Raw genomic sequence first — 20,735 nt, 5'->3', positions numbered from 1 at the left:
AACTATCCACTGACAAGGAGATCTGCCGATGTAGCCATTCGCGATAACCGAAACCCCCTCGGGACGCGTCGCACTCCGCCTCCCGCCGAAAGCAAAGTGCACCCGCCGTTCGCCACCGCTTATCCCCCCTTCGGCGGCGAACGGCAACCCTCATGACAATCCGTCCGCACGTGACCGCACCCGCTTTTCGCGGCCGGCCCCGTGCATCCAAAATTCCAAGGAGAATGACTATGAGTATCTACCTTCGCAGCGCTGTCTTCGCGCTGGCCGCGATGGCAACAGTGGCGGGTTTCCAGGCCACCACCGCCGACGCCAAGACCCTGACCATGCAAGTCGGCGCCCCGCTGCTGCCCGCTGGATCGAGCTTCGCGTGGGCGCCGACCAGCAGCGCGCTGGTCGATCCGGCGAACTCGGCGGTGGCCAACCAGATCACCGCGCGGCGACTGCAGACCGCTATCGAAACCAACCTTGCTGCGCATGGGTTCCGCAAAGCTGCGTCCCCGGCGATCTCTGACTTGGCGGTGTCGTTCCACGTCGTGCTGAAACAGCAGCAGGGTGCCCGGCTCACCGACACCGCCGCCACCTTCTGCGGCTGGCGCGGCTGTGTGCGCCGCTGGGGCGCGGCACCGGTCGTCACGACCTACGACTACACCCACGGTACGCTCGTCATCGATCTCGTCGATCGGCAGACCGGTGACCTCGTCTGGCGGGCGGCGTCGGAGGATCGGGTGACCCAGAGCGACCTCTCCCAGTCGCATCTGAACTCGATGGTCGCGAAGATGATGAAGTCGCTGCCGCCGTCCTGATTGACGATGCGCGAAGCCGCAGAGCGTCTTCGATATGAAGCGCTCTGCGGTTAGAGGCTGAGTGCGATATTACCGATTTGGACGAAGTCTAACAAACGCAGTCGCTGGCATTGCTGCCGGTCAGCGGCTCAAACTGACCCGCCGAAGGCAGCCGTTGGTTCACGCGGGTACTAGAGTACGCAACGGGGCCGGTTGAGGAATTTCCGGTCCTGGTGATCAATTCGGAAAAGCGGACATTCACAGGCATGGCAGCCATAAATCGCTGCGAGGCGTTCTCCTCCTATGACCATGCACCACACGCGCTCGGGCCGCGGTAAACCCCTCCTGCTCATTCACGGTCTGGGAGGAAGCCACCGCTCTTGGGACACAATCATGACGGCTCTTGCGAAAGAGCGGGACGTGATTGCCCTTGACCTGCCCGGCCACGGGCAAACCCCTGCAGAGGCCGACAGCGGCACGTTTAACGGGTTGGCGCGCACCGTGGAGGACTGGTTGGTGAGCGAGAATCTCGAAGCCATTGATATGGTCGGCAGCTCCATGGGTGCTCGCCTCGTGCTCGAGATGGCACGCCGCGGTCGCGCCGGTGCGGTCGTCGCCCTCGATCCGGGTGGGTTCTGGCAAGGGTGGGAACGCACGTTCTTCAAGACCACCATCACGGCGTCGCTTGCAGCGGTAAAGGCGATGCGACCAGCGCTTCCCGCCATCACCAAGAATGTCGCCGGTCGCACCGCCCTCATGCTTCAGCTTTCTGCAAAGCCGTGGGCGCTGGATCCCTCTCTGGTTCTGAACGAACTGCGGTCGTTCGCTGGTACGTCTACCTTCGACTCGCTGGTGACGGACCTCGCTACCGGGCCAATGCAGGACGGCCCTGGGGCCACCGATGCACCGGTCGTCATCGGTTGGGGCCGCAAGGATCGACTATGTCTTCCAAGGCAAGCGAACAGAGCGATGGCTGCCTTTCCAAAGGCAAAAATGCACTGGTTCGCGGAGAGCGGTCATTTCCCGATGTGGGATCAACCAATCGATACAATCCAAGTGATCCTCGACGCCACGGGTCGGTCGGCATCCGCATGACGCTCTAGCAGGTCGTCGGATAACTGATAGCAAAGAGCGAGGTTACCGAGGGGTCGGCATTGGGGCCGACTCCGGCCGGAGCGCTTCAGGATTCGAACTGGGGAAAGCTGCCGGGCGGCTCGCGACCCGTTTTCGGTCGTTTAACGGGGACGCGATCTTCGCCATAAGATGCCATTCGTTATGACCATAAAGCAGATAATACCCACACTAGAAACTGAGCGGCTTGAGCTGCGGGGATCGTGCCCCACCGCGTGGTGTAGGTTCGCCGGCGTAGCCCTGGCGATCTCCGGTCAAGGCCGGATTGGTCAGGCGGCCATTGCGGGCAGCTTGACCAGGGGATCATCGCCTAATTGGGCGACGCTTTCCAGTGTCATGTAGCGGCAGCGCTGGACCGCGTACTCATCGTTCTGCTCGAGCAGGATCGCGCCGACGAGACGGATGATGGCATCCTCATCGGGGAAGATCCCGACAACGTCGGTGCGTCGCTTGATTTCGCCGTTGAGACGCTCGAGCGGGTTGGTCGAGTGGAGCTTGGTGCGGTGCTGGGCCGGGAAGCTCATGTAGGCGAGGACGTCCTGCTCGGCGTTGTCCATGAGCGCAGCGAGCTTGGGGACCGTGGGCCGGAGCTGGTCGGCGACCTTGCGCCACTGGACCTTGGCGTCCTCGGCGCTCTCCTGGGCGAAGGCGGTGGCGATGAACGCCGAGACGACCCGGCGCCCGCTTCGGCCGGCATGTGCCAGCGCGTTGCGGGCGAAGTGAACGCGACATCTTTGCCAGGTGGCGCTGAACACGCGCGAGACCGACGCCTTGATGCCTTCATGCGCATCCGAGATGACCAGCTTGATGCCGCGCAGGCCGCGCCGCGCGAGCGAACGCAGGAAGTCGGTCCAGAACACCTCGGCTTCGGATGGGCCGACCGCCATGCCCAGCACCTCGCGGCGGCCATCGGAGTTGACGCCCACCGCGACGATCACCGCGACCGAGACGATGCGTCCGGCCTGGCGTTGCTTCACGTAGGTGGCGTCGATCCAGAGATACGGCCAGTCTCCCTCGAGCGGCCGCTCGAGGAAGGCCTTTACCCGGCCGTCGATCTCCTGGCACAGCCGGCTGACCTGGCTCTTGGAGATCCCGCTCATCCCCATTGCCTTGACCAGGTCGTCGACCGAGCGCGTCGAGATTCCCTGGATATAGGCCTCCTGGATGACCGCGGTCAGCGCCTTCTCGGACAGCCGCCGGGGTTCGAGGAAGCAGGGGAAGTAGCTTCCCGTCCTGAGCTTGGGGATCCGCAACTCGACCGTGCCAGCCCGCGTCTCCCAGTCGCGGTCGCGGTACCCGTTTCGTTGCGCCAGTCGCGCAGCGCTCTTCTCGCCGTAGCCTGCGCCGGTCCGCTCGCCGACCTCGAGCTCCATCAGGCGCTCGGCGGCAAATCCAATCATGTCGCGCAGAAAGTCCGCATCCGGGCTCTTTCCCAACAGCGCGCGCAGGTCCATCTTGTCCTCGGTCATCGGTTGTCTCCGTAAGATTGATTGGCAAACCAACCTTACCAGAAGTCGCCGATGACCACCCGCGCAGCTGACCGCCCGCTACAGCGCTTTGGGGAGCGCGCGGCCGGTCAGCTACGCTACCGCCGAGCTACACCACGCCCGGGGGCACGACCGCTGCGGGGACCTACGGGCGAGGACTTTCCTGTTTATCGTGACTTCTTTGCCGACGCCGAGGCATCACAATTTTACGGCGGCCCAATGGAAGCAGATCGCGCTTGGCGGGTGCTTGCAACAGATTTGGGGCACTGGGCGCTGCGTGGCTATGGCCGGTGGTCAATTGTTGAGCGCGCTACCGGGCAAATGGTGGGCGGTTGCGGCCTTTGGTGGCCTGAAGGTTATCCAAGATCAGAGCTTACATGGTGGATTGTCCCATCCGCGCGCCGACACGGCTACGCGCTGGAAGCTTCACGTGAAGCTGTTGCATTTGGCTACGGCACGCTTGGCTGGCAGTTGGTTGAGACTCACATGAACGACGACAACATCGCTGCGCGAAAGCTTGTCGAAAAGCTCGGCGGCACCAAGATTTTGCGCGAGACGTTTCCTGACGGCTTGGAGCGTGACATTTTCGCCTTACCGCGTCTGTTTGGGAACGACCACGATTAAGGCGGACGTTCCGCTCCCCACCCGATCGCGCCGGAACGGTCCAGCCGCTCACGACCCATTGTGGGTCGTTCGGGCCACCAAGAGACTAAGGCTGCTTTCGGCGTCTGGGCAGACTCACTGAACCATCTTCCCCCGGCTTTGAGCGTCACCTCGCCAGCCAACTTATAGGGGACCGCCGTCGCAGCGTATCAGCGCGCCGGTGACATTTACAGACGCTGGGCTGGCGAGAAACAGTGCGGCGGTAACGATGTCCGCCGGATCGGCAGGTCGGCCACGTGCGCTTGGCGAACGTTCCCGCGCGTCTTCAGTCCACGCAGCAGCGATGTCCGTCAGAAATGGGCCGGGAGACAGGGTGTTCACTCGGACTTTGGGCGCATACTCACTGGCCATGCTAACGGTCATGGCGTTGAGCGCGGCCTTTGATGACCCGTAGGGGATCACTTCTGGAAGCGGAGATAGAGCACCGCTTGAAGAGACGTTGATGATCGACCCACCATTCCCATCAAACATGCGCTTGGCGATCTGGGTGGCGAGGCGAAACGGGCCTTTGAAGTTGAGGTTGACCACGGAATCGAACAGCTGCTCGGATACCTCGTGGCTCGCCATCCGCGGGCCCATGCCGGCGTTGTTGAAGAGGATGTCGACGCGGCCGAACTCAGCGTAGGCACGCTCAATCAGGGCGTCGATCTCAATCCACCGCCCCGCGTGGCAACAAACCGGAAGCGCCTTGCGGCCGAGCGCCCGGAGTTCGGCTGCAACCGTTTCGCAGTTCTCCAGCTTTCGGCTGGCCACGATGCAATCAGCGCCGCGCTCCGCCAGAGCGCGGACGATCTGGTAGCCGAGCCCGCGCGAGCCACCTGTCACCAGCGCGATCTTCCCGGCGAAATCGAAGAGCGGATCGATGCCCATTCAGTGTCTTGCTACCCTGGTTCATCTCGATGGCAAAGTTTCATTCGAGCCGTTTCAGTGGAGGTCCGCTGGCGTCCCTACTGCGGTCATGCTCCGCCCCTTTCCGGCGGCTGCTTAACACCTAATTCCCCAAAGGCCGCGAGGCCTCCGCCTCGCCGATGGCGCGGGCGGGGCCGAGGGACCGCCTGATGCGCCCTTTCAGGCATCCTCGGATATCCTGACAATCGCTTTGCCCGGTCCGCTGCCCGAGATCCCGTTGGTCATGGCCGCGGCATAGTCCTCGAATGCGAAAGTTTTGCCTACCGGCGGGCAGAGCCGGCCTTCGCCGACCCACTGGAGCAGCCGGTCGACGTGGTCACGGGTCCGCACCGGCTCGAGTTCCTGCAGCTGGCGCACGTCGACCCCAACCAGCGCCGAGCCCTTCATGAGCGCCAGGTTGACCGACAGCTTGGGGATCGGCCCGCCGGCGAAGCCGATCACAAGGTGCCGCCCGCCCCACGCCTGCGAGCGGAACGCGGCTTCGAACAGTGGGCCGCAAACCGGATCGAACACCACAGTGGGGCCGCTGCCTCCGCACAGCGCCTTGAGCCGATCGCGCCAGCCATCCGGTTCGGTGTCGATGACCTGCTGCGCGCCCTGCGCCTTGGCGAAGGCACGCTTTTCCTCAGTCGAGGCCGCAGCGACTATCTCCGCGCCGAGAATGCGGCCGATCTGTACCGCAGCTGTGCCGACCCCGCCGGCCGCGCCGAACACCAGCATCCGCTCGCCGGCGCGCAATTGGGCGCGATCAGCCAGTCCGTGGAGTGCGGTCAGGTAGTTGATTCGGAACACCGCGGCTTGCGGCAACGTCATGCAGTCGGGAATCCGCTCGACCATTTCGGCCGGGACCGCAACATATTCGGCCAGCCCGCCGCCGAAACTGTAGGCCATCACCCGGTCGCCGGATCGGACATTGTCCACGCTTGCGCCTACTCTCTCGACAACGCCGCTGATCTCATGGCCCGGGGTGAACGGCACCGGCGGCTTGACCTGATAGCCACCCGTCGCGACCAGCGCGTCGACATAGCCCATCCCGCACGCTGCGACCCGGATAAGCACCTGCCCGTTGGCCGGGCTCGGGACGGGAGGCTCAACCATCGCGTAGTCGTCGATCGAACCAAGCTTCTGCGCCTGCACCAATCTCACTGTCCCGTCCCCTTACCATCGCCCGCCATTTCGACTAGCATGACCGCCCGCCTGCCACTACCTCAACAATGAGGTCTTCAAGTCCCTTCGGCACAGGTCGGTCCATTAATGCCAGCTATGGAGTGGGAACCAGAGCCTGCGTCGCTGTCCAGGCAGGTAGTCTAGCGCGTGCTTAAACCCCTTAGGCGTTCCGTGCCATCAATCCGCCGTCTACGGGGATAGTCGTGCCTGTGATGTAGGATGCACTTGGTAGGCACAGGCTGAGCGTGATCTGCGCGACCTCCTCTGGACGGCCATAGCGCCTTAATGCGGTGCGGCGACGGGCGAAGACGTCCCGGTCCTCTGCCGATATTGCCTCGGTCATCCCAGTGAGGATCGGCCCCGGACAGATGCAGCTTACAGTGATCCCTGCGGGCCCGAGATCAACCGCCATTGCCCGGGTGAGCCCGGTGACGCCGGCCTTCGCCGCCGCGTAGGCACTGTCGTGCCGAGTTGCGCCAAGCGCCTCGGTCGATGCGATGTTGACGATCCGAGCGGCATCAGAGCGACGCAGATACGGCAGCGCTGCTCGAACCACGCGCTGGTGAGAGGTGAGCAGCACCGTCATGAGCCGGTGGAAATGGTCGTCGTAATCTGGGTCGTCGATCGGCAGAAGGCCGGAGATTTCGGCGTTGTTAACGACGATGTCGATCGCGCCGAAGAAGCTGGCCGCTTCCTGGACGGTCGCAGTAATCGCCTGCGGATCGGCCACGTCCAGCGCCCAGGCGCGTGCAGGGCCGCCGCGCTGCGAAATCGCGTCGGCTACCCGTTGGGCATCCTCCAGGGTTCGGTCAGTGACGATCACATTGGCTCCATCCTCAGCAAATAGCTCCGCTGTGGCCCTTCCCATGCCACTCGCGGCACCCGTCACTAACGCGGCGCGTCCTCTGATCGACCTTATGTCTGACAAGCACTGCCCTCCTCATTTCGTACAGCTTGTTACCCCCAATCCGGAGCAGTGCGATAGTCGCCGAAGGCCCCCTTCCGAGCGTTGAGTGCGCTCGCGAAAGTCGCCGAGTCAGCTCTCGGGCCGGTCTCGCTCCGGCAGCTTTCGGGATTCCACCTCGAATTTCGGCCGCGCGCTTGCGACCCAACACGGCGCAGCAGAACAGGCGACGGCACATATTGCTCGCATGCGAGTTAATCGCGCTTGACTCGTTTCCGCGACTCGCCTATTTACATCGTATCCGATGCAATCGTGTGCGATACGAAACGTCAATCGAAAGGGATCTGACCATGACTGCCAAGACTGTCTATTCCGGAACCACTCACAACGTCGGCGGGCCCGAAGGCTCCACGCGGAGCGCCGACGGCTTCCTCGACCTCCAGTTTTCCGACCCCCATCCTGCCGCCGAAAACTTCTTCGGCGCGGCGTGGTCGGGTTGCTTCATGGGCGCGCTCGGCTTGGCCGCCGCGCAAAAGAAGATCCGTCTGCCCGAGGCCCCCTCGGTCGATGCGACCATCGACCTACTAATGGAGAACGGCGCGTTCTTCCTTCGGGCCAAGCTCGATGTGACGGTGCCCGGCGTCGACATCGAGGTGGCCCGCGAACTGGTGGAGATCGCCCACGATATCTGCCCGTACTCGAAGGCGACCCGCAACAACATCGACGTGGAAGTGAACGTGCTCGAGCCTGCTTACGCCTGAGCCGCCGATCGAAGCCGGGCGGCGTCACAGCGACGCCGTCCGGCCTTCCGATTCAATCGGACGTCCCCTAGGAAATGCAGATTGATTGGAGCATTCAATGGCTCGCAAAGTCACCACTAAGTCAGCCAAACTCGAGGAATTCCTCTGCTTCGCGGTGTATTCCGCCAACCTGGCGTTCGGCAGAGTCTACCGGCCCATCCTCGACAAGCTGGGACTTACCTACACCCAATACGTGACCCTCGTCGCGATGAGCGAGGAAGACGATCAGCGTGTCGGCGACCTTGGTGAAAGGTTGTTCCTCGAGTCCAACACGCTGACCCCGATACTCAAGAAGCTCGAGCAACTCGGATTGGTGGAGCGTCGGCGCGACCAGGCAGACGAGCGCCAGGTCCGGGTCAACCTGACCACTGCGGGCCGAAAGCTACGACAGCAGGTCGAGCACAGCGCCTCCGAACTGATCGAAGCGACCGGCCTCGGAGACGACTTTGGCAAGGTTCAGCAGACCGTCGCTCAACTGCGCGACAACCTGCTGCTCGCGACGAAGGACACCTAGCCCAATGCCAGCGAAGGGGCCGGCTTCGGCCTGGACGGTTCCGGGCTAAAACAAACGATCGCCGCCGTTCGTACCGCAGCTGACCTCACGAACGAACAGCTTGAGCCCGCCGTCTTGCCCTCGCGGAGCATCGAGGATTGGCGCCCGACTGCCACACAACCAACCTTCTGGAGTATCGTCGGCGTCTCAACGATGCGACGATCCTAGGCCTAGATGATCGGCCCGCCAAGGATTCCGTAGTATCCGACAACCTCTTGGTAGTGGACCTTGTAGCTCGGCCCGCCGAGCGCGCGAAGCTCGTCGGCATCGTAGTGCGGCGCGTCGACCAGCGCCTGGCGCTCGACCGGAACCACGTAGCCATCGCGTTCGACGTCGAAGTGCAGCAGCGACCAGGGAAGCGGATGGAAGCGTCGACCGATCCCCAAGAAGCCACCGAACGACATGATCGCGAAGGCGACCTCGCCGCTTACGCGATCAATGGACAAGTCTGCAATGTGACCGATACGTTCGCCGGCCTTGTTGTAGACAGGTGCCTCTTCGATGCGACTAGCGAGGATCAGCTTAGCGGCGTTTGCTGGACTAAGCTTTTCGGATGCGGTGTCGACCATGGCGAATTCCTCGATCCACCGTTGCGCCTTTGAGCTACAACTTCACCAGCAGGAACGGCTTATCCGCTCGACCGTTCCATACCAATTGCGAGAGGAGGCACCAATGGAACTCGAACTGGTCGCAACCAAGAACGGTCCCTATCTGCTTACGGGCGATCTCAGCCACCTCGAGCTGCGCGACGGCGACGGCAATCTCTACGACATCGCCGGCAAGAGCCGTGTCTTCCTGTGCCGGTGCGGCGCATCGACCACCAAGCCGTTCTGCGACGGCCAGCACACCAAGATCGGGTTTGCGGCGGCCGAGGCTGCGGTCCAGGCCAGCTAGCCCGGCCTTCTGCCGAAAGTGCGAGAGAGCCGGGGCGCGTTATGCCCGAGCACCAGGCTCGCCCTGGCCTGGGTCGACGCGAGACAGTTTTCGCCGGAACATCGCGACGGACCAATGGTGACAACCCTTGCGCGACGGACATAGAAGAGCCGACCGGTCGAGATGACTGGAGTGGCTGAGCGGGGGGTGTCATCGATGAACACTTACAGACCGCGGCGGAGCGCGCTGTACGTCCCCGCCTCGAGCGCCAACGCACTGATTAAGGCCCGGGCACTTCCGGTAGATGTCGTCATCGTCGATCTCGAGGATGCGGTCGCTCCGGAGATGAAGGATCAAGCGCGCGCTGCTGCAGCCGATGTCCTCCAGGCAGGCGATTTCGGACCCCGCGCGCTGGTGCTGCGGGTGAACGGGATCGACACGCCGTGGGGATCTGGAGACCTCGCACTGGCGGCGGCCGGAGGCGCCGATGCGGTGCTGGTGCCAAAGATCGACTGTCCGGAGGACCTCGACGCCTATGCTGACAGGCTTCGGGCGGCGCAGCCCAAAATTCAGCTCTGGGCCATGGTGGAAACATGCCGTTGCATCCCGGCGCTCCCGGCAATCGCGGCGCGCGCGAGCGACACGCAGTTGCGGGCGTTCGTCATGGGCACTAATGACCTTGCCAAGGAGATGCGGGCGCGCCTGACGCCCGCCCGCACGCCGTTCCACGCCGCGCTGTCCGCTACGGTTCAGGCGGCGCGCGCATGGGGCCTGGCCGTGCTCGACGGGGTCTGCAATGAATTTCGTGACGAGGCGGTGTTTCGCGCCGAAGCCTGCCAGGGCGCCGAGTTCGGGTTTGACGGCAAGACGCTGATCCATCCCGCCCAGATTGCCGCCTGCAACGAGGTCTTTTCTCCCGGCGCCGACGAGATTGCTTGGGCCGCAGCGGTGATCGAGGCGTTCGAGCTACCCGAGAACGCGGGAAAGGGGGCGATCAGCGTCGACGGGAGGATGACCGAACTTCTGCATCTCGAGCAGGCACGCCGGGTGCGCGACATCGCGACGGCCATCTCAGTACAACGCTGACAGCCAGATTCACCCTCTCGAGTTTCTCGGGTTTCCTATCTGACCAGACCGACTAACATGCGTGCGAATTCGACTCCGATGGGTGAGCTGACGATGCAACCTGAGAGCCAAACCGACCACATCGCCCTGCTGTCGCTCATGCTGGTGGGGACATTGATCAAACGGCTGGAGGAGGTCGGTCAGCTCGATGATGCGACAGCGCACCAGATCCATCGCCTGGTTGATACTGTGCGCATCCACGCCAAGAGCTCCGGACTGACCGATCTCAAGATCCTTTTCGACAACATCGATCGGGCGCTGGGTGATCGAGGGACCGCTTGATGAAATACCCTGTCCGGCACTGAGGGTCCGATTATGCCGAAGCTGCTGGTGACCAATCGCGCAGGCGTCGAGAGCGAAGTGAACGCCACGGCCGGACTGTCGGTGATGGAGAACATCCGCGACAACGGCTTCGACGAGCTTCTTGCGCTATGCGGCGGGTGCTGCAGTTGCGCGACCTGCCACATTCACGTCGACCCCGCTTCTGCGGACAAGCTCGGACAGATGAGCGAGGACGAGAACGATCTCCTCGACAGCAGCGACCACCGCGACGAAACCTCGCGGCTAAGTTGCCAGCTTCAGATGACCGACGCGCTCGACGGCCTTAGGGTAAAGATTGCGGAAGAGGACTGAGTCCTCATGAGGAGCACCTCGTTCTGAATTTGAGTCGGGTCGATGCGCCCGGCTTGAGGCGGGGGTCTTAGCTTGCGCGACGGGACCTGAACCCCTTTCCGACATGACCTGAGTAATGACCGTGCATGTCCGCATCGGCGATTTCGGGGCCGAGTTCGGAATGGCCGGTTTGGAGCGCCAACGTAAGGATAGCTGCCGTTCCCGGACACGGCTGAGGCACGACGGCTACCGCCAACATTGCTGCCGCCCGTTGGAGTTTTGCGGAGGTCTGTAAGCTGACCTTGGTTCGCTTCAGATCGGTTGTACGTTCTCGGCGGTCGCGGCCAAGCATTGAACCGTGCTCCTTGTATTCCCACGTTCCACTTAAGAAGACGTGAGGACGCTGATATGGCCGGTGGATGGTCACGCGACGGTGCAGTTCAGGATCAGATTGATGACACCGTGAACGACGCCGTTCGCGGAGCTCGTGCACGGATGCCCGCTGGCGAGGGGCTCGAGCATTGTGAAGAATGTGGCGAGGCTATTCCTGTTCGTCGGCGAGAAGCATTGCCGGGCGTGCGCACCTGCGTAGCATGCCAGGGGCTACGCGATAAGGCGGTGATCCACTCCCTCATAAACCGCCGGGGCAGCAAAGACAGTCAGTTGCGGTGAGGACGGCAGCCGCCAACAAAGTGGTCGTTGCCAGCCTCAAATCAGCCCGTGGCAAATTGCCCTACTTTCATGCCAAGCCGAGGGCGGCGATGGGGCCGGAACCGGACTAATTGCGGGGCGTAGCGTCAAAGCCTGGCAGGCTCCACATTGCTGTCAGGCCCCCTTGGTTGCGTCGCAATTTGACCAGTGCCTACGAGACCGTCCGGAGTTCGCGAAACGCCGCGGTCGGTCTCGCATCACCGATCCTTCAGCTCGGTCGCAACGACGGCGGCCATTCGCTGGATAGCCATTATTTCCGAAGCAGCCTTGGTGTCAGCGGCGGCGAACCCGTCCGTTCCCGTATTTCAAGCAGAAGGCGGCCGCCTGTCGTTCTTGATCTGCGGACCTGCTGGAGGCTTCGCAAGCATAGCGGTGTGCGTTTCGCCTTGCCGTATCGACAGGGGTTGGCTGCGGTGCTTGTAGGTATCATTGTATGGTAGCTTACTACCATTCTCGACCTCAATCATGTGATTCTCCCTTATTATCAGAAGGATACAAACGATCCTATACTATTTGTTCGGTTTGATGTATGGTGATCACTGGCAGTTTGTATGGATAAGGAGTTCACCGTGGAACTGCATGGTCGCGAGGGCCTCAATTGGATCCTCCACAGCGGCTGGAAGGGATTGTGCCCACGTTGCGGTGAGGGTCGAATGTTCAGCAAATGGCTGCAGCTTTCCGAACAATGCAAGGCGTGTGGTCTCGACTACCGTTTCGCCGCTCCTGACGATGGCCCAGCGTTTTTCTCGCTGTGCATTGTGGCGTTCCCGCTAATCTTTTTGTAGTTTGGCTACAGTTTACCTACGATCCGCCGTTCTGGGTGCACCTGCTGACCTCGTTTCCGCTCCTTGCCATTGGGACTGTTCTGCCCCTGCAGCCGATAAAGGGCTGGCTGGTCGCGTCCCAGTTCGTAAACCGGTCAGTCGAGGCGGGAACGGAGAAGCTTTGGGCGGAACTGCATCAGCGAGAGGAGGCGAAGAGAATTGCCAAGCTGGACTCCTGACCTGACTGGTTCACCCGGACCCAAATATCAGGCTGTCGCGGATGCGCTCACAGAAGCCATCAGGCGTGGTGACCTGGCGGCCGGAGATCGTATTCCGCCGCAGCGAGAACTCGCGGCTGCGCTTGGCATCGATTTGACGACTGTTACGCGTGGCTACGAGATTGCACGTCACCGTGGGCTGATAGTTGGCAAGGGGCGCCAAGGCAGCTTTGTTCGCGATGCGGCGAAGGCGTCTATTTCCGCAGCACTGCAGGTCGACAACGGCATGAATACTCCGCCCGTGCCACCTGGTGCCGTTCTGCAGAGGGCGTTCTCCAATGCTCTTCACACTGTTCTTGGAACCGCCGGGATGTCCGAGTTGCAGTACCAGAACGCCGGGGGCGGGCAGGAGCCTCGCCGGGCGGGCGCGGTTCTTTTGGGCCGCCTGGGCCTGCAATGCAAACTTGCCCAGACAGTGGTGACGTCAGGGGGCAGAATGCCCTGCACGCAATCATGAGCGTGATTGCCAAGCCGGGAGACCGCATCGCCTGCGGTCGGTTTGTATACCCCGGGTTCCTTGCAATCGCTCAGCGGATGAGTGTGGAACTGGTTCCGCTCCCTGAAATGACCGGCGATGCCCTCACGCGTGCTTGCCAAGACGGGCCGATCAGTGCGCTTTACGTCGTTCCGACGAACGACAACCCGACTACGCTTACGCTCTCCACAGAACAGCGCGAGGACTTGACGCGGTCTGCCAGGCTCCATGGCATTCAGATTATCGAGGATGATGCCTACGGTTTGCTGTCCGGCAAACCGCTGCCGCCGCTGAGCAAACTCGCGCCGGAGCTAGGCTGGTATGTGCTGAGCACCTCTAAAACCATATCCCCTGCACTGCGCGTCGCGTTCGTCAGGGTGCCGAGCGCCGCCCAGGCCCTCCAGCTGGCCGCCGACGTTCATGAGACGTCGGTCATGGCTCCGCCCCTCAACGCTGCGGTCGTAACGACCTGGCTTCGCGATGGATCTTTTGATCGACTCGTCTCAGCTGTCCGGTCCGAGGCCAGCTGGCGGTCCAAGCTCGCGAGCGATGTGCTTTGCGGCAATGAATATGCCTGCGACCCGCAAGGTTTTCATCTCTGGCTAAAGCTCCCGGGTGGAGTAGCGGCAGCGGACCTGTCACAGAGACTATCCATGGAGGGGATAGGCGCCATTCCTTCGGATCGCTTCACCGTTGGACCTTGCCGTGAGCAAGCCTTGCGGATCTCGCTCGGCGGGGTGGCCGAGAGAGAAACTCTGGAGACAGCCCTGAAGGTTCTTGATGCGCATGTCCGGCCATAGAGCAACTCACGGCATTCGGGACTCAAAGCTGAATCCAAGGAGTTGGAATGAGAGCCTTGGCTTGAGCTGTCCTTAGAACCCGATACCGCCACCGTCCGCTGTATCCGATACTTGGCCTCACGGCCGATCGGCCGTCCTCAGAGGCGTAGAGTGGAGGCGGCAGCCGCGCAAAGTGAAGCTGTTTCAGAGCTGCGGTCGGCAAGAGTTTTTACGTTCGGGACCGGGCGGTCTTATGGCTGCCAGGTTTGACCCAGAAAGTGTAGTAAAACTGACACGCGGGCGAGCCAATTTCTCGGTCAGCAGCCTCCGACATAGCCTCCGCTCGCGGCACCGCGGCCGCACGTCGAAACCGGACGTTTGTTGGCAAGGTGGAGTGCGATTGCAACGGGGCCGTTGGACGAACATGACGTAATCGCGGGAGCGACGGTCATGTAGACCTCGGTGGTGATGTTTGGACGCTGCCGGTTGGCTGTCCCCCGATAGGATGCAGTGCGGGCTCACGATGGTGACCGGGCCCAAGCATCGAATGGAGGACAGCCATGGAGCAGTATATCGGTCTCGACGTTTCCATGAAAGAGACGGCCATCGCGATCCGTCAGGATGGAAGAAGGATCTGGCGCGGCAAGTGCGCCTCCGATCCTCACCTACTCGCTGAGGTGATCCGCAAGCGTGCCCCGCATGTACACCGAGTGGTGTTCGAGACGGGGCCGCTGTCGGTGTGGTTCTACCATACGCTGACAACGGAGGGCATTCCGGCGGGGTGCATCGACGCGCGACACGCCAAGGCCGCGCTCGACATGGCGCCGAACAAGACCGACGCGAACGACGCTGACGGCCTGGCGCATCTGGCTGAAGCCGGCTTCTACCGCGAAGTCCGCGTGAAGGGCTTCGACAGCATGCTGATCCGCACGCTGGTCAATGTGCGGCGGCAGCTTCTCAAGATGCGGATGCAGATATCGAACCAGATTCGCGGAGTAATGAAGACGTTCGGCCTCGTCGTGCCCAAGGGCGCGGGCAGTGTGTTCGAACGCAATGTCCGCACCCTTCTCGAGGATGAGGAGAAGTTGGCGCACATCGTTCTGCCGATGCTTCAGGCCTGGCGAGACATTCGGGTCCGGGCCGCAGAGTTGAACAGCCATTTGGTCGCGTTGGCGCGCGAAGATCAGCGCTGCCGGCAGCTGATGTCGGTGCCCGGCGTCGGAACCGTCACCGCCACGGCTTTCGTCGCGGCGGTCGAGGATCCCGCGAACTTCAAGAACTCGCGATCTGTGGGCGCATGGATCGGGCTGACGCCCAGGCGTTACCAGTCGGGCGAGGTCGACTATGAAGGACACATCTCACGGCGTGGCGACAACCAGATGCGACACCTCCTCTTCGAAGCAGCCGCGGTCATCTTGAACCGGACGAGGGATACCAGCAGCTTGCGCACCTGGGCGCTGGAACTGAAGGAACGACTTGGCTTCAAACGCGCGGCCGTAGCACTCGCGCGCAAGCTTGCAGTAGTCATGCACTCGATGCTGAAGACGGGCGAGTTGTTCGATCCGCGAGCGGGGCGGTCGCCACAAGCTGATCCGGTAGATGCCTTCTGCGACCACGCCTCATCTTGAGTATTGACCGATAGCGTCCTTGCAGGACGCTCCGAGCCGTCCCTGCCGGGACGCGGACGGGATCATTCCGCGAAGCGGGAAGCAACTGCCTCAGTGAGCAGATTGCGTCACGAACATAGGAAGATCTCCCCTGCGTAACTCATCCTGCAGCGTCCGCTCTTGCGTCGACCGCGTAGACGACCCTGTACCCGGCAAACGAACGAGCTTTCGGCCAAGAGGAGACCAGCTTTGCACCAGCCCCCTTGACGGCGGAGCGATTAGACGACCCGCTGCGCGGGAGGGGTGCGTGCGGTGAGGTAGAGTGATCGCGCGGATGTCGCGACTGGGTTGAGTGTCGTCTGGGCGAGGCAGACCGCGGTGGCTCCTTCAACCAAGGAGCCCGACGATGACCCCGACCATTCCTCTTCCCCCGACCCCGATGAGCCCGCTGCGCCGACGGCTGATCGAAGACATGGACATGCGGCGGTTCACGGCCGCGACGCAGCGCAACTACATTCGCGATATAGCGCGCTCCACCACGTTTCTGGGCCGTCCTCCGGATACGGCGAGTGCGGAAGACCTGCGACGCTACCAGCTCGAGCAACGCGAGACCGGCGTCACCGGGACGACCATGAACGCGAAGATTGCAGCGCTGCGGTTCTTCTTCACTCACACGGTCGATCGGCCGGATCTCGCCCGCAAGGACAGCATCGCCCTCGCGCGCCAGCTGCTGGCCGTCGCTCCGCCCGCCAACGACGACACCCCCGACGAACCGGTCGATGTTCGTCCGCCCTGCCCCCTGCTGCGGCGGGCGCATGATCGTCATCGAGATCTTCGAGCGCTGGCGCCTCCCGCGCGCGCCGCCGTCACCGGAAAGGGCCGCAGCGTGATCCGCCACGCATCATCGCAGCCGTCCCGCGCAGCCTCGCTTCGGGACCCGACCGCGTTCGCACCACTCTCCCCCGACATGGCCAGGCTCACGGCATCGATCTCCTCACTCACCCCGATCGACGACCGGGTCAGGCATCGAAGCCGTCAGTCCGCACGCCATCGCGCAGCGCATAGAAGCTGCCGTCGCACCAGCGCCGACCGGCCAAGAACCGTTTTACCCATAGACCAGCGCATGGGGCCCGCGGGTTCGTCCCTCGGGGACTTTCGTACGCCTACCGGCGCCCGAAACTCTTCACGAGTCCGGCCTATCCGGTCTTGGGTCTCGAAATTACATAAGCAGCCATTGGCTTGGGCAGGCCCGTCGAATGGCCCCATACTGAGCTCCGATAGAGCCGCGACGTGTACGCTTGGACCGGCTAAGCCGATGCGCGTGATACAGAAAAAGGCCTTCTACCCGAGGGGAGAAAGCCTTTTCCTTGTAGTGAGTCAGCGGAGGCAAACGAGATTGTGCTGGGGATTATACCGCATACTATTCTCGTTCGGCTCTAACACTCATCACATCACATTCAGTTTGCCGTTCATTTTGATCGGCCGACTCATGTTGAAGTAATTTGGTGAGGTAGCCATCACGCTCTCGTGGATTTCCGCAAACTGGGCAGCCGTACCCTTGCCGCTGATCCTCACCTCGTAATCGATAGCCTTGTATCCGGCCGGCACGTCGTCACGCAAGCCCAGGAAGCCACGCAGGTCGAGTTCGCCCTTCGTTTCGATTTCGAGTTTGTCGAGTTCGATTCCGCGGATTGCGGCGCCGGCTACATAACCGACGACCATGCACGCGTTGACCGCGGTCATCAGCAACTCCTGCGGATTGGGCGCGGTGTTGGTGCCCAGCAGTTCGTCTGGTTCGTCGACCACGATCCCGAAGTTACGCTCGATCCGATCGCCACCGAGCGTAATTGCCTCAACGGTGGTTTCGCTGCGGGTCTGTCCCATCCAGCGGCTCGTGACGTGAAATCCGACCTGGGCATTTGCCGGATCGGCATCGATAGCCGACACGACTGCTTCCAGCGCAGTCAAATCGATATCGTTGACGCAATTGGTTTTTACGGTATCCAACATGGTAATTCTCCTTCGTTGCTAATTAACTGAACCGCATCGCAGCAGTCGATACGAACGCCTGAGCGGCAGGCGAAATATTTGCGAGGGTGCCGACGAACTTGTCGTGCACCATGCCCGAACCGAGGTAGGTCCACCGCGCCGCTCGATGCTGCTGAGCGATCAGTGTCTCAGGGTTGGCAACGGAACTGCCGCTCGCCTGCTGGAGCGCCACGAGGTTGAGCTCCGCTTGCTGGGCGAGCCCCGCGTCAAGGAACTCGCAGATCTCCAGGTATTCCTTGGTGGCGTTCAGGATCGAGGGCTCGGACCGCCCTTCGGCCAGCGCCAGGACCATCAGCGTGTCGAGCTTCGCGTGCTGCGCTTCTTCCATCCAATGGTGCCGCAGGAGACTCTTGAACCGGGGATCGATCTGTCCGTCGTCCTTGACGCTGTCCAGATAGTGGCTCTGGGTCATCCATTCGATGTGAAGGATCGCAATAGCCACAGCGAGTGGATCATGACGCAGTACTTCGGCTGCGATCGCCTGGGCTGGCCCTATGATCTGGCAAGGTGTCCCAAAGCCATCTGCAAACGCTTGCCTGAACCGGCGAAACAACTGGATGTGCTTGGCCTCCTCCCCCGCGAACTGCAGCAATGCGCGGACGCGGTAATCATCGCTGTCGAGCTGGGGGCGGGCATGGTCCAGAACGAAAGGAAGAATGAATTCTTCGATGACGCCAAACAGGCTCAAATACTGGTGTCCAATGATCTGATTGAGCACGAGGCGCTGCCTTGTCTCGAGCCCCGGGGCCGCATCGGTTCGGGCGAGCGCTTCAGGCATGAAACGATGGCTGAAGTCGAGCCGATCGTTCGGACCCAAGACGTCGTCAAGACGCCAGTTTGAGCGTTCTGAACTCGCTAGGACATCTGGATAGGTGAAATCACGATACATTGCAGTTCTCCTATGTCTAGACGACACCGAATGGGATGAGACCGATAATCATGACAGCCGAGCTGCTGACCAACGTGCAAAAGCTGACAAGCAGCCACTTCTGATACTCCAGGGTTGTTCTGTTCTTCATTTTGATCACTCCTTGATTGACGCACTCGCCTGTCTGGGGAGCGGGGAACTCTCCTGAATGATCGAGTGTCTGTCGATGAGAGTGAAATACTCTCGCCTATGGGGCGGGTGAATGATCGGGCCGCCGAATCAATTGATCGAAACTCCGAAACCGGCGACTGTCCGTGCATGGACGTGCTGAGTGACATCCTGTCTTCGATGCGGATCAGCGGGGGCGTCGTAATCGACGCTCAGCTAGGCGGGCCGTCCTGTCTGGTTTCCCAGTTCACCAAAGAACACTACGCGAGGTTCTTCGCCGAACCTGCCCACGTGATCGCCTACCATTACGTTCGATCGGGCCGGATCTGGGTCGACGTTCCGGGCGAGACGCCAGCCCTTGCGGAAGCAGGATGCATCATCCTGCTTCCGCGCAACGACAAGCACCTCCTTTATTCCGAACCCGGACTTCCCCAAATTGCATCGGAGACTTTGATCGAAGAGGGTCCGATCGGAGAACCCGCGCGCATCCGCATCGAGGGCAAGGGTGAACGCACCGAACTATACTGTGGCTTTCTCGGGAGTACCTCTCCCGAGAACGCACTGATCCAAAGCCTGCCGAGCCTCATGCTAATCGAGGCACGCGACGATACTCCGGATAACTGGCTCGAAAGTTCTCTCCGCTTCGCTGCGGAGAGCGCCTCACCCGAGGTCATTGCCCGCCTGACCGAATTGCTGTTTGCCGAAGCAATTCGGAGATACGTCAATTCCTTGCCCGAGGGCCATGGCGGATGGCTCAACGGCCTTCGTGAGCCGGCGATCTCAAAAGCGCTCTCGATCATCCACAAGCGCTATGCCGAAGAACTCGATGTGAGTGCACTCGCCCGTGAAGTCGGGATGTCGCGCTCAGCCTTTGCCACTCGATTCAGTGAACTGATCGGAGAATCCCCAATGCGCTACTGCACTCGCTGGCGGATGCGGATGGCCGGCAATTTGTTGCGTGATGGGCGCCAAAGCAGCGGCAACGTAGCTTACGAAGTGGGATTCGGGTCCGAGGCCGCATTCACGCGCGCGTTCAAACGCGAATACGGTGAGCCTCCAGCTGCTTGGCGGCGCAGGATCGCGCAAGCTAACGAAGCCGTTGGGTCAGCCAGGTCAGAACCCAATAACTCTACGTTGATAAGTGCCAAGGCTCGCGAACGCGCGGAATTCTGTACGTCGGCCGATGGAACTCAAATTGCTTGGTCTGCCATGGGCGAAGGGTTCCCCATGCTGCAACCCGCAGTGTGGTTTCATCAGATCGACGAGGATTGGAACACGGTCGCCTGGGGACACTGGACGAACGAGGCGATCAAGCGACGACTGCTTATCCGAAGTGACATGCGCGGTGTCGGTCGGTCCGACCGGACGCCACCTCGCTGGACGTTCGAAGCGCTGCTCGAAGATTTCACTGCCGTTGTTGAGGCGTCGGGAGTCGACTGCTTCGACCTGCTGGGAATATCCCATGGCGCCCTGGTAGCAATCGCCTACGCAGCCCGTCACCCGGAGCGCATTCGCAAGCTGGTTCTCTTCGGCGGGTATGCGGCCGGCTTCGAGGTTCGCGGTGATCCAGAGGAAATCAAGCGCCGCAAATCGCTGATTGAGATGGGGCGGGTCTATCGGGAGGGTGATCGCGAGGTGTTCGGTAGAATGCTCGGAATGCTTTATTGGCCAGGTGCCAGAGGCCCGATGATCGACTGGTTCAATCAGCGCCTCGGCACGATCATGGGCCTCAATGAATCGCTTCAGCAAGTATTCCAGGTGCTCGATCTACGAGGCGAACCAGACGGAGTTACCGCGCAAACATACCTGGCTCACAGCCGGGGCGATAGGATCATTCCGTCGACATGCACCGAGGAGATCGCCAAACACATGCCCCTTGCGCAGCTCCTGCTATTGGAAAGCGAGAACCACGTCCTGCTATCCGACGAGCCGGCATGGGGGACATTCACCAAGTGGTTTGATGAAATACTGGCAACCTGAGTAGTCGACTTGATAGCGCAACGCTACCGAAGTCCGGCGCGTGAACG

22 protein-coding genes and 1 pseudogene are annotated in these 20,735 nt (G+C 61.7%); 16 read left to right on the top strand and 7 right to left on the bottom strand.

The window, feature by feature from the left end:
* Nucleotides 1–230: 230 nt before the first annotated feature.
* Together GKE62_RS15430 and GKE62_RS15425 are read left to right on the top strand one after the other, a co-directional pair.
* Nucleotides 231–806, top strand: a complete 576-nt coding sequence (locus GKE62_RS15430) for a DUF4136 domain-containing protein (RefSeq protein WP_195908454.1) — start codon at nucleotides 231–233, stop codon at nucleotides 804–806.
* A 282-nt stretch (nucleotides 807–1,088) separates the two neighbouring features.
* Nucleotides 1,089–1,880, top strand: coding sequence for an alpha/beta fold hydrolase (locus GKE62_RS15425; RefSeq protein ID WP_154693007.1), 792 nt, complete (start codon nucleotides 1,089–1,091; stop codon nucleotides 1,878–1,880).
* Nucleotides 1,881–2,185: 305 nt separating this feature from the next.
* Here the strand turns inward: GKE62_RS15425 and GKE62_RS15420 are convergent, their stop codons facing one another.
* Nucleotides 2,186–3,385 (bottom strand): IS256 family transposase, encoded by a 1,200-nt coding sequence (locus tag GKE62_RS15420; RefSeq protein WP_154690754.1) that lies wholly within the window; start codon nucleotides 3,383–3,385, stop codon nucleotides 2,186–2,188.
* Nucleotides 3,386–3,436: 51 nt separating this feature from the next.
* Between GKE62_RS15420 and GKE62_RS15415 the strand changes: the two genes are divergently transcribed.
* Nucleotides 3,437–4,027, top strand: coding sequence for a GNAT family N-acetyltransferase (locus GKE62_RS15415; RefSeq protein WP_154693006.1), 591 nt, complete (start codon nucleotides 3,437–3,439; stop codon nucleotides 4,025–4,027).
* 162 nt (nucleotides 4,028–4,189) lie between these two features.
* On the opposite strand, the gene GKE62_RS15410 is transcribed toward GKE62_RS15415, so the two are convergent.
* The 3 genes from GKE62_RS15410 to GKE62_RS15400 form a co-directional block, all read right to left on the bottom strand.
* Entirely contained in the window at nucleotides 4,190–4,936 is a 747-nt protein-coding gene (locus GKE62_RS15410; RefSeq protein WP_195908453.1) for an SDR family NAD(P)-dependent oxidoreductase, read from the bottom strand.
* A gap of 198 nt (nucleotides 4,937–5,134) precedes the next feature.
* The gene (locus GKE62_RS15405; RefSeq protein WP_230206743.1) at nucleotides 5,135–6,121 is read right to left on the bottom strand and encodes an NADPH:quinone oxidoreductase family protein; all 987 of its coding nucleotides are present in this window, start codon (nucleotides 6,119–6,121) and stop codon (nucleotides 5,135–5,137) included.
* 181 nt (nucleotides 6,122–6,302) lie between these two features.
* Entirely contained in the window at nucleotides 6,303–7,031 is a 729-nt protein-coding gene (locus GKE62_RS15400) for an SDR family NAD(P)-dependent oxidoreductase (RefSeq protein ID WP_230206742.1), read from the bottom strand.
* 365 nt (nucleotides 7,032–7,396) lie between these two features.
* On the opposite strand from GKE62_RS15400, the gene GKE62_RS15395 reads away from it, so the two are divergent.
* Together GKE62_RS15395 and GKE62_RS15390 are read left to right on the top strand one after the other, a co-directional pair.
* The gene (locus GKE62_RS15395; RefSeq protein ID WP_154693005.1) at nucleotides 7,397–7,807 is read left to right on the top strand and encodes an Ohr family peroxiredoxin; all 411 of its coding nucleotides are present in this window, start codon (nucleotides 7,397–7,399) and stop codon (nucleotides 7,805–7,807) included.
* Nucleotides 7,808–7,904: 97 nt separating this feature from the next.
* On the top strand, nucleotides 7,905–8,360 hold the full coding sequence (locus GKE62_RS15390) for a MarR family winged helix-turn-helix transcriptional regulator (RefSeq protein WP_154693004.1): 456 nt from the start codon (nucleotides 7,905–7,907) through the stop codon (nucleotides 8,358–8,360).
* 209 nt (nucleotides 8,361–8,569) lie between these two features.
* On the opposite strand, the gene GKE62_RS15385 is transcribed toward GKE62_RS15390, so the two are convergent.
* Nucleotides 8,570–8,968: a PRC-barrel domain-containing protein gene (locus GKE62_RS15385; protein ID WP_154693003.1), complete on the bottom strand. Its 399-nt coding sequence runs from the start codon at nucleotides 8,966–8,968 to the stop codon at nucleotides 8,570–8,572.
* Nucleotides 8,969–9,071: 103 nt separating this feature from the next.
* On the opposite strand from GKE62_RS15385, the gene GKE62_RS15380 reads away from it, so the two are divergent.
* From GKE62_RS15380 to GKE62_RS18575, 10 genes and pseudogenes are all read left to right on the top strand, one after another.
* Nucleotides 9,072–9,293 carry a CDGSH iron-sulfur domain-containing protein gene (locus tag GKE62_RS15380; RefSeq protein WP_154693002.1) on the top strand — a complete coding sequence of 74 codons (222 nt, stop codon included), beginning with the start codon at nucleotides 9,072–9,074 and terminating at the stop codon, nucleotides 9,291–9,293.
* A gap of 195 nt (nucleotides 9,294–9,488) precedes the next feature.
* The gene (locus GKE62_RS15375; RefSeq protein WP_154693001.1) at nucleotides 9,489–10,358 is read left to right on the top strand and encodes a CoA ester lyase; all 870 of its coding nucleotides are present in this window, start codon (nucleotides 9,489–9,491) and stop codon (nucleotides 10,356–10,358) included.
* 78 nt (nucleotides 10,359–10,436) lie between these two features.
* Nucleotides 10,437–10,679: a hypothetical protein gene (locus GKE62_RS15370; protein WP_154693000.1), complete on the top strand. Its 243-nt coding sequence runs from the start codon at nucleotides 10,437–10,439 to the stop codon at nucleotides 10,677–10,679.
* Between the two features lie 33 nt (nucleotides 10,680–10,712).
* Nucleotides 10,713–11,030 carry a 2Fe-2S iron-sulfur cluster-binding protein gene (locus tag GKE62_RS15365; RefSeq protein ID WP_154692999.1) on the top strand — a complete coding sequence of 106 codons (318 nt, stop codon included), beginning with the start codon at nucleotides 10,713–10,715 and terminating at the stop codon, nucleotides 11,028–11,030.
* A 387-nt stretch (nucleotides 11,031–11,417) separates the two neighbouring features.
* Nucleotides 11,418–11,681 carry a DksA/TraR family C4-type zinc finger protein gene (locus tag GKE62_RS15360; protein ID WP_154692998.1) on the top strand — a complete coding sequence of 88 codons (264 nt, stop codon included), beginning with the start codon at nucleotides 11,418–11,420 and terminating at the stop codon, nucleotides 11,679–11,681.
* Nucleotides 11,682–12,271: 590 nt separating this feature from the next.
* A pseudogene (locus tag GKE62_RS15355) lies at nucleotides 12,272–12,723 on the top strand (DUF983 domain-containing protein).
* The gene (locus GKE62_RS19820; RefSeq protein ID WP_195908452.1) at nucleotides 12,704–13,219 is read left to right on the top strand and encodes a GntR family transcriptional regulator; all 516 of its coding nucleotides are present in this window, start codon (nucleotides 12,704–12,706) and stop codon (nucleotides 13,217–13,219) included. Before GKE62_RS15355 ends, GKE62_RS19820 begins: the two are co-directional and overlap by 20 nt.
* Nucleotides 13,159–14,037 (top strand): PLP-dependent aminotransferase family protein, encoded by an 879-nt coding sequence (locus GKE62_RS15345; protein WP_154692997.1) that lies wholly within the window; start codon nucleotides 13,159–13,161, stop codon nucleotides 14,035–14,037. The genes GKE62_RS19820 and GKE62_RS15345 overlap by 61 nt, the downstream gene beginning before the upstream one ends.
* Before the next feature lie 539 nt (nucleotides 14,038–14,576).
* Nucleotides 14,577–15,644 (top strand): IS110 family transposase, encoded by a 1,068-nt coding sequence (locus GKE62_RS15340; protein ID WP_154692996.1) that lies wholly within the window; start codon nucleotides 14,577–14,579, stop codon nucleotides 15,642–15,644.
* A 385-nt stretch (nucleotides 15,645–16,029) separates the two neighbouring features.
* Nucleotides 16,030–17,124 carry a phage integrase N-terminal SAM-like domain-containing protein gene (locus GKE62_RS18575; RefSeq protein ID WP_195908450.1) on the top strand — a complete coding sequence of 365 codons (1,095 nt, stop codon included), beginning with the start codon at nucleotides 16,030–16,032 and terminating at the stop codon, nucleotides 17,122–17,124.
* Here the strand turns inward: GKE62_RS18575 and GKE62_RS15330 are convergent.
* Complete coding sequence (locus GKE62_RS15330) at nucleotides 17,070–17,633, bottom strand: OsmC family protein (RefSeq protein WP_154692995.1); 564 nt, start codon at nucleotides 17,631–17,633, stop codon at nucleotides 17,070–17,072. The two genes, GKE62_RS18575 and GKE62_RS15330, sit on opposite strands and share 55 nt — an antisense overlap.
* A gap of 22 nt (nucleotides 17,634–17,655) precedes the next feature.
* The gene (locus GKE62_RS15325; protein WP_154692994.1) at nucleotides 17,656–18,561 is read right to left on the bottom strand and encodes a diiron oxygenase; all 906 of its coding nucleotides are present in this window, start codon (nucleotides 18,559–18,561) and stop codon (nucleotides 17,656–17,658) included.
* Nucleotides 18,562–18,858: 297 nt separating this feature from the next.
* On the opposite strand from GKE62_RS15325, the gene GKE62_RS15320 reads away from it, so the two are divergent.
* Nucleotides 18,859–20,688 carry an alpha/beta fold hydrolase gene (locus tag GKE62_RS15320; RefSeq protein ID WP_195908449.1) on the top strand — a complete coding sequence of 610 codons (1,830 nt, stop codon included), beginning with the start codon at nucleotides 18,859–18,861 and terminating at the stop codon, nucleotides 20,686–20,688.
* The last annotated feature ends 47 nt before the right edge of the window (nucleotides 20,689–20,735 follow it).

This window comes from Novosphingobium sp. Gsoil 351 (assembly GCF_009707465.1).
Lineage (GTDB): Bacteria > Pseudomonadota > Alphaproteobacteria > Sphingomonadales > Sphingomonadaceae > Novosphingobium.
Note: the sequence above shows the minus strand (reverse complement) of the source record. Positions and strands in the feature narration are given on the sequence as shown.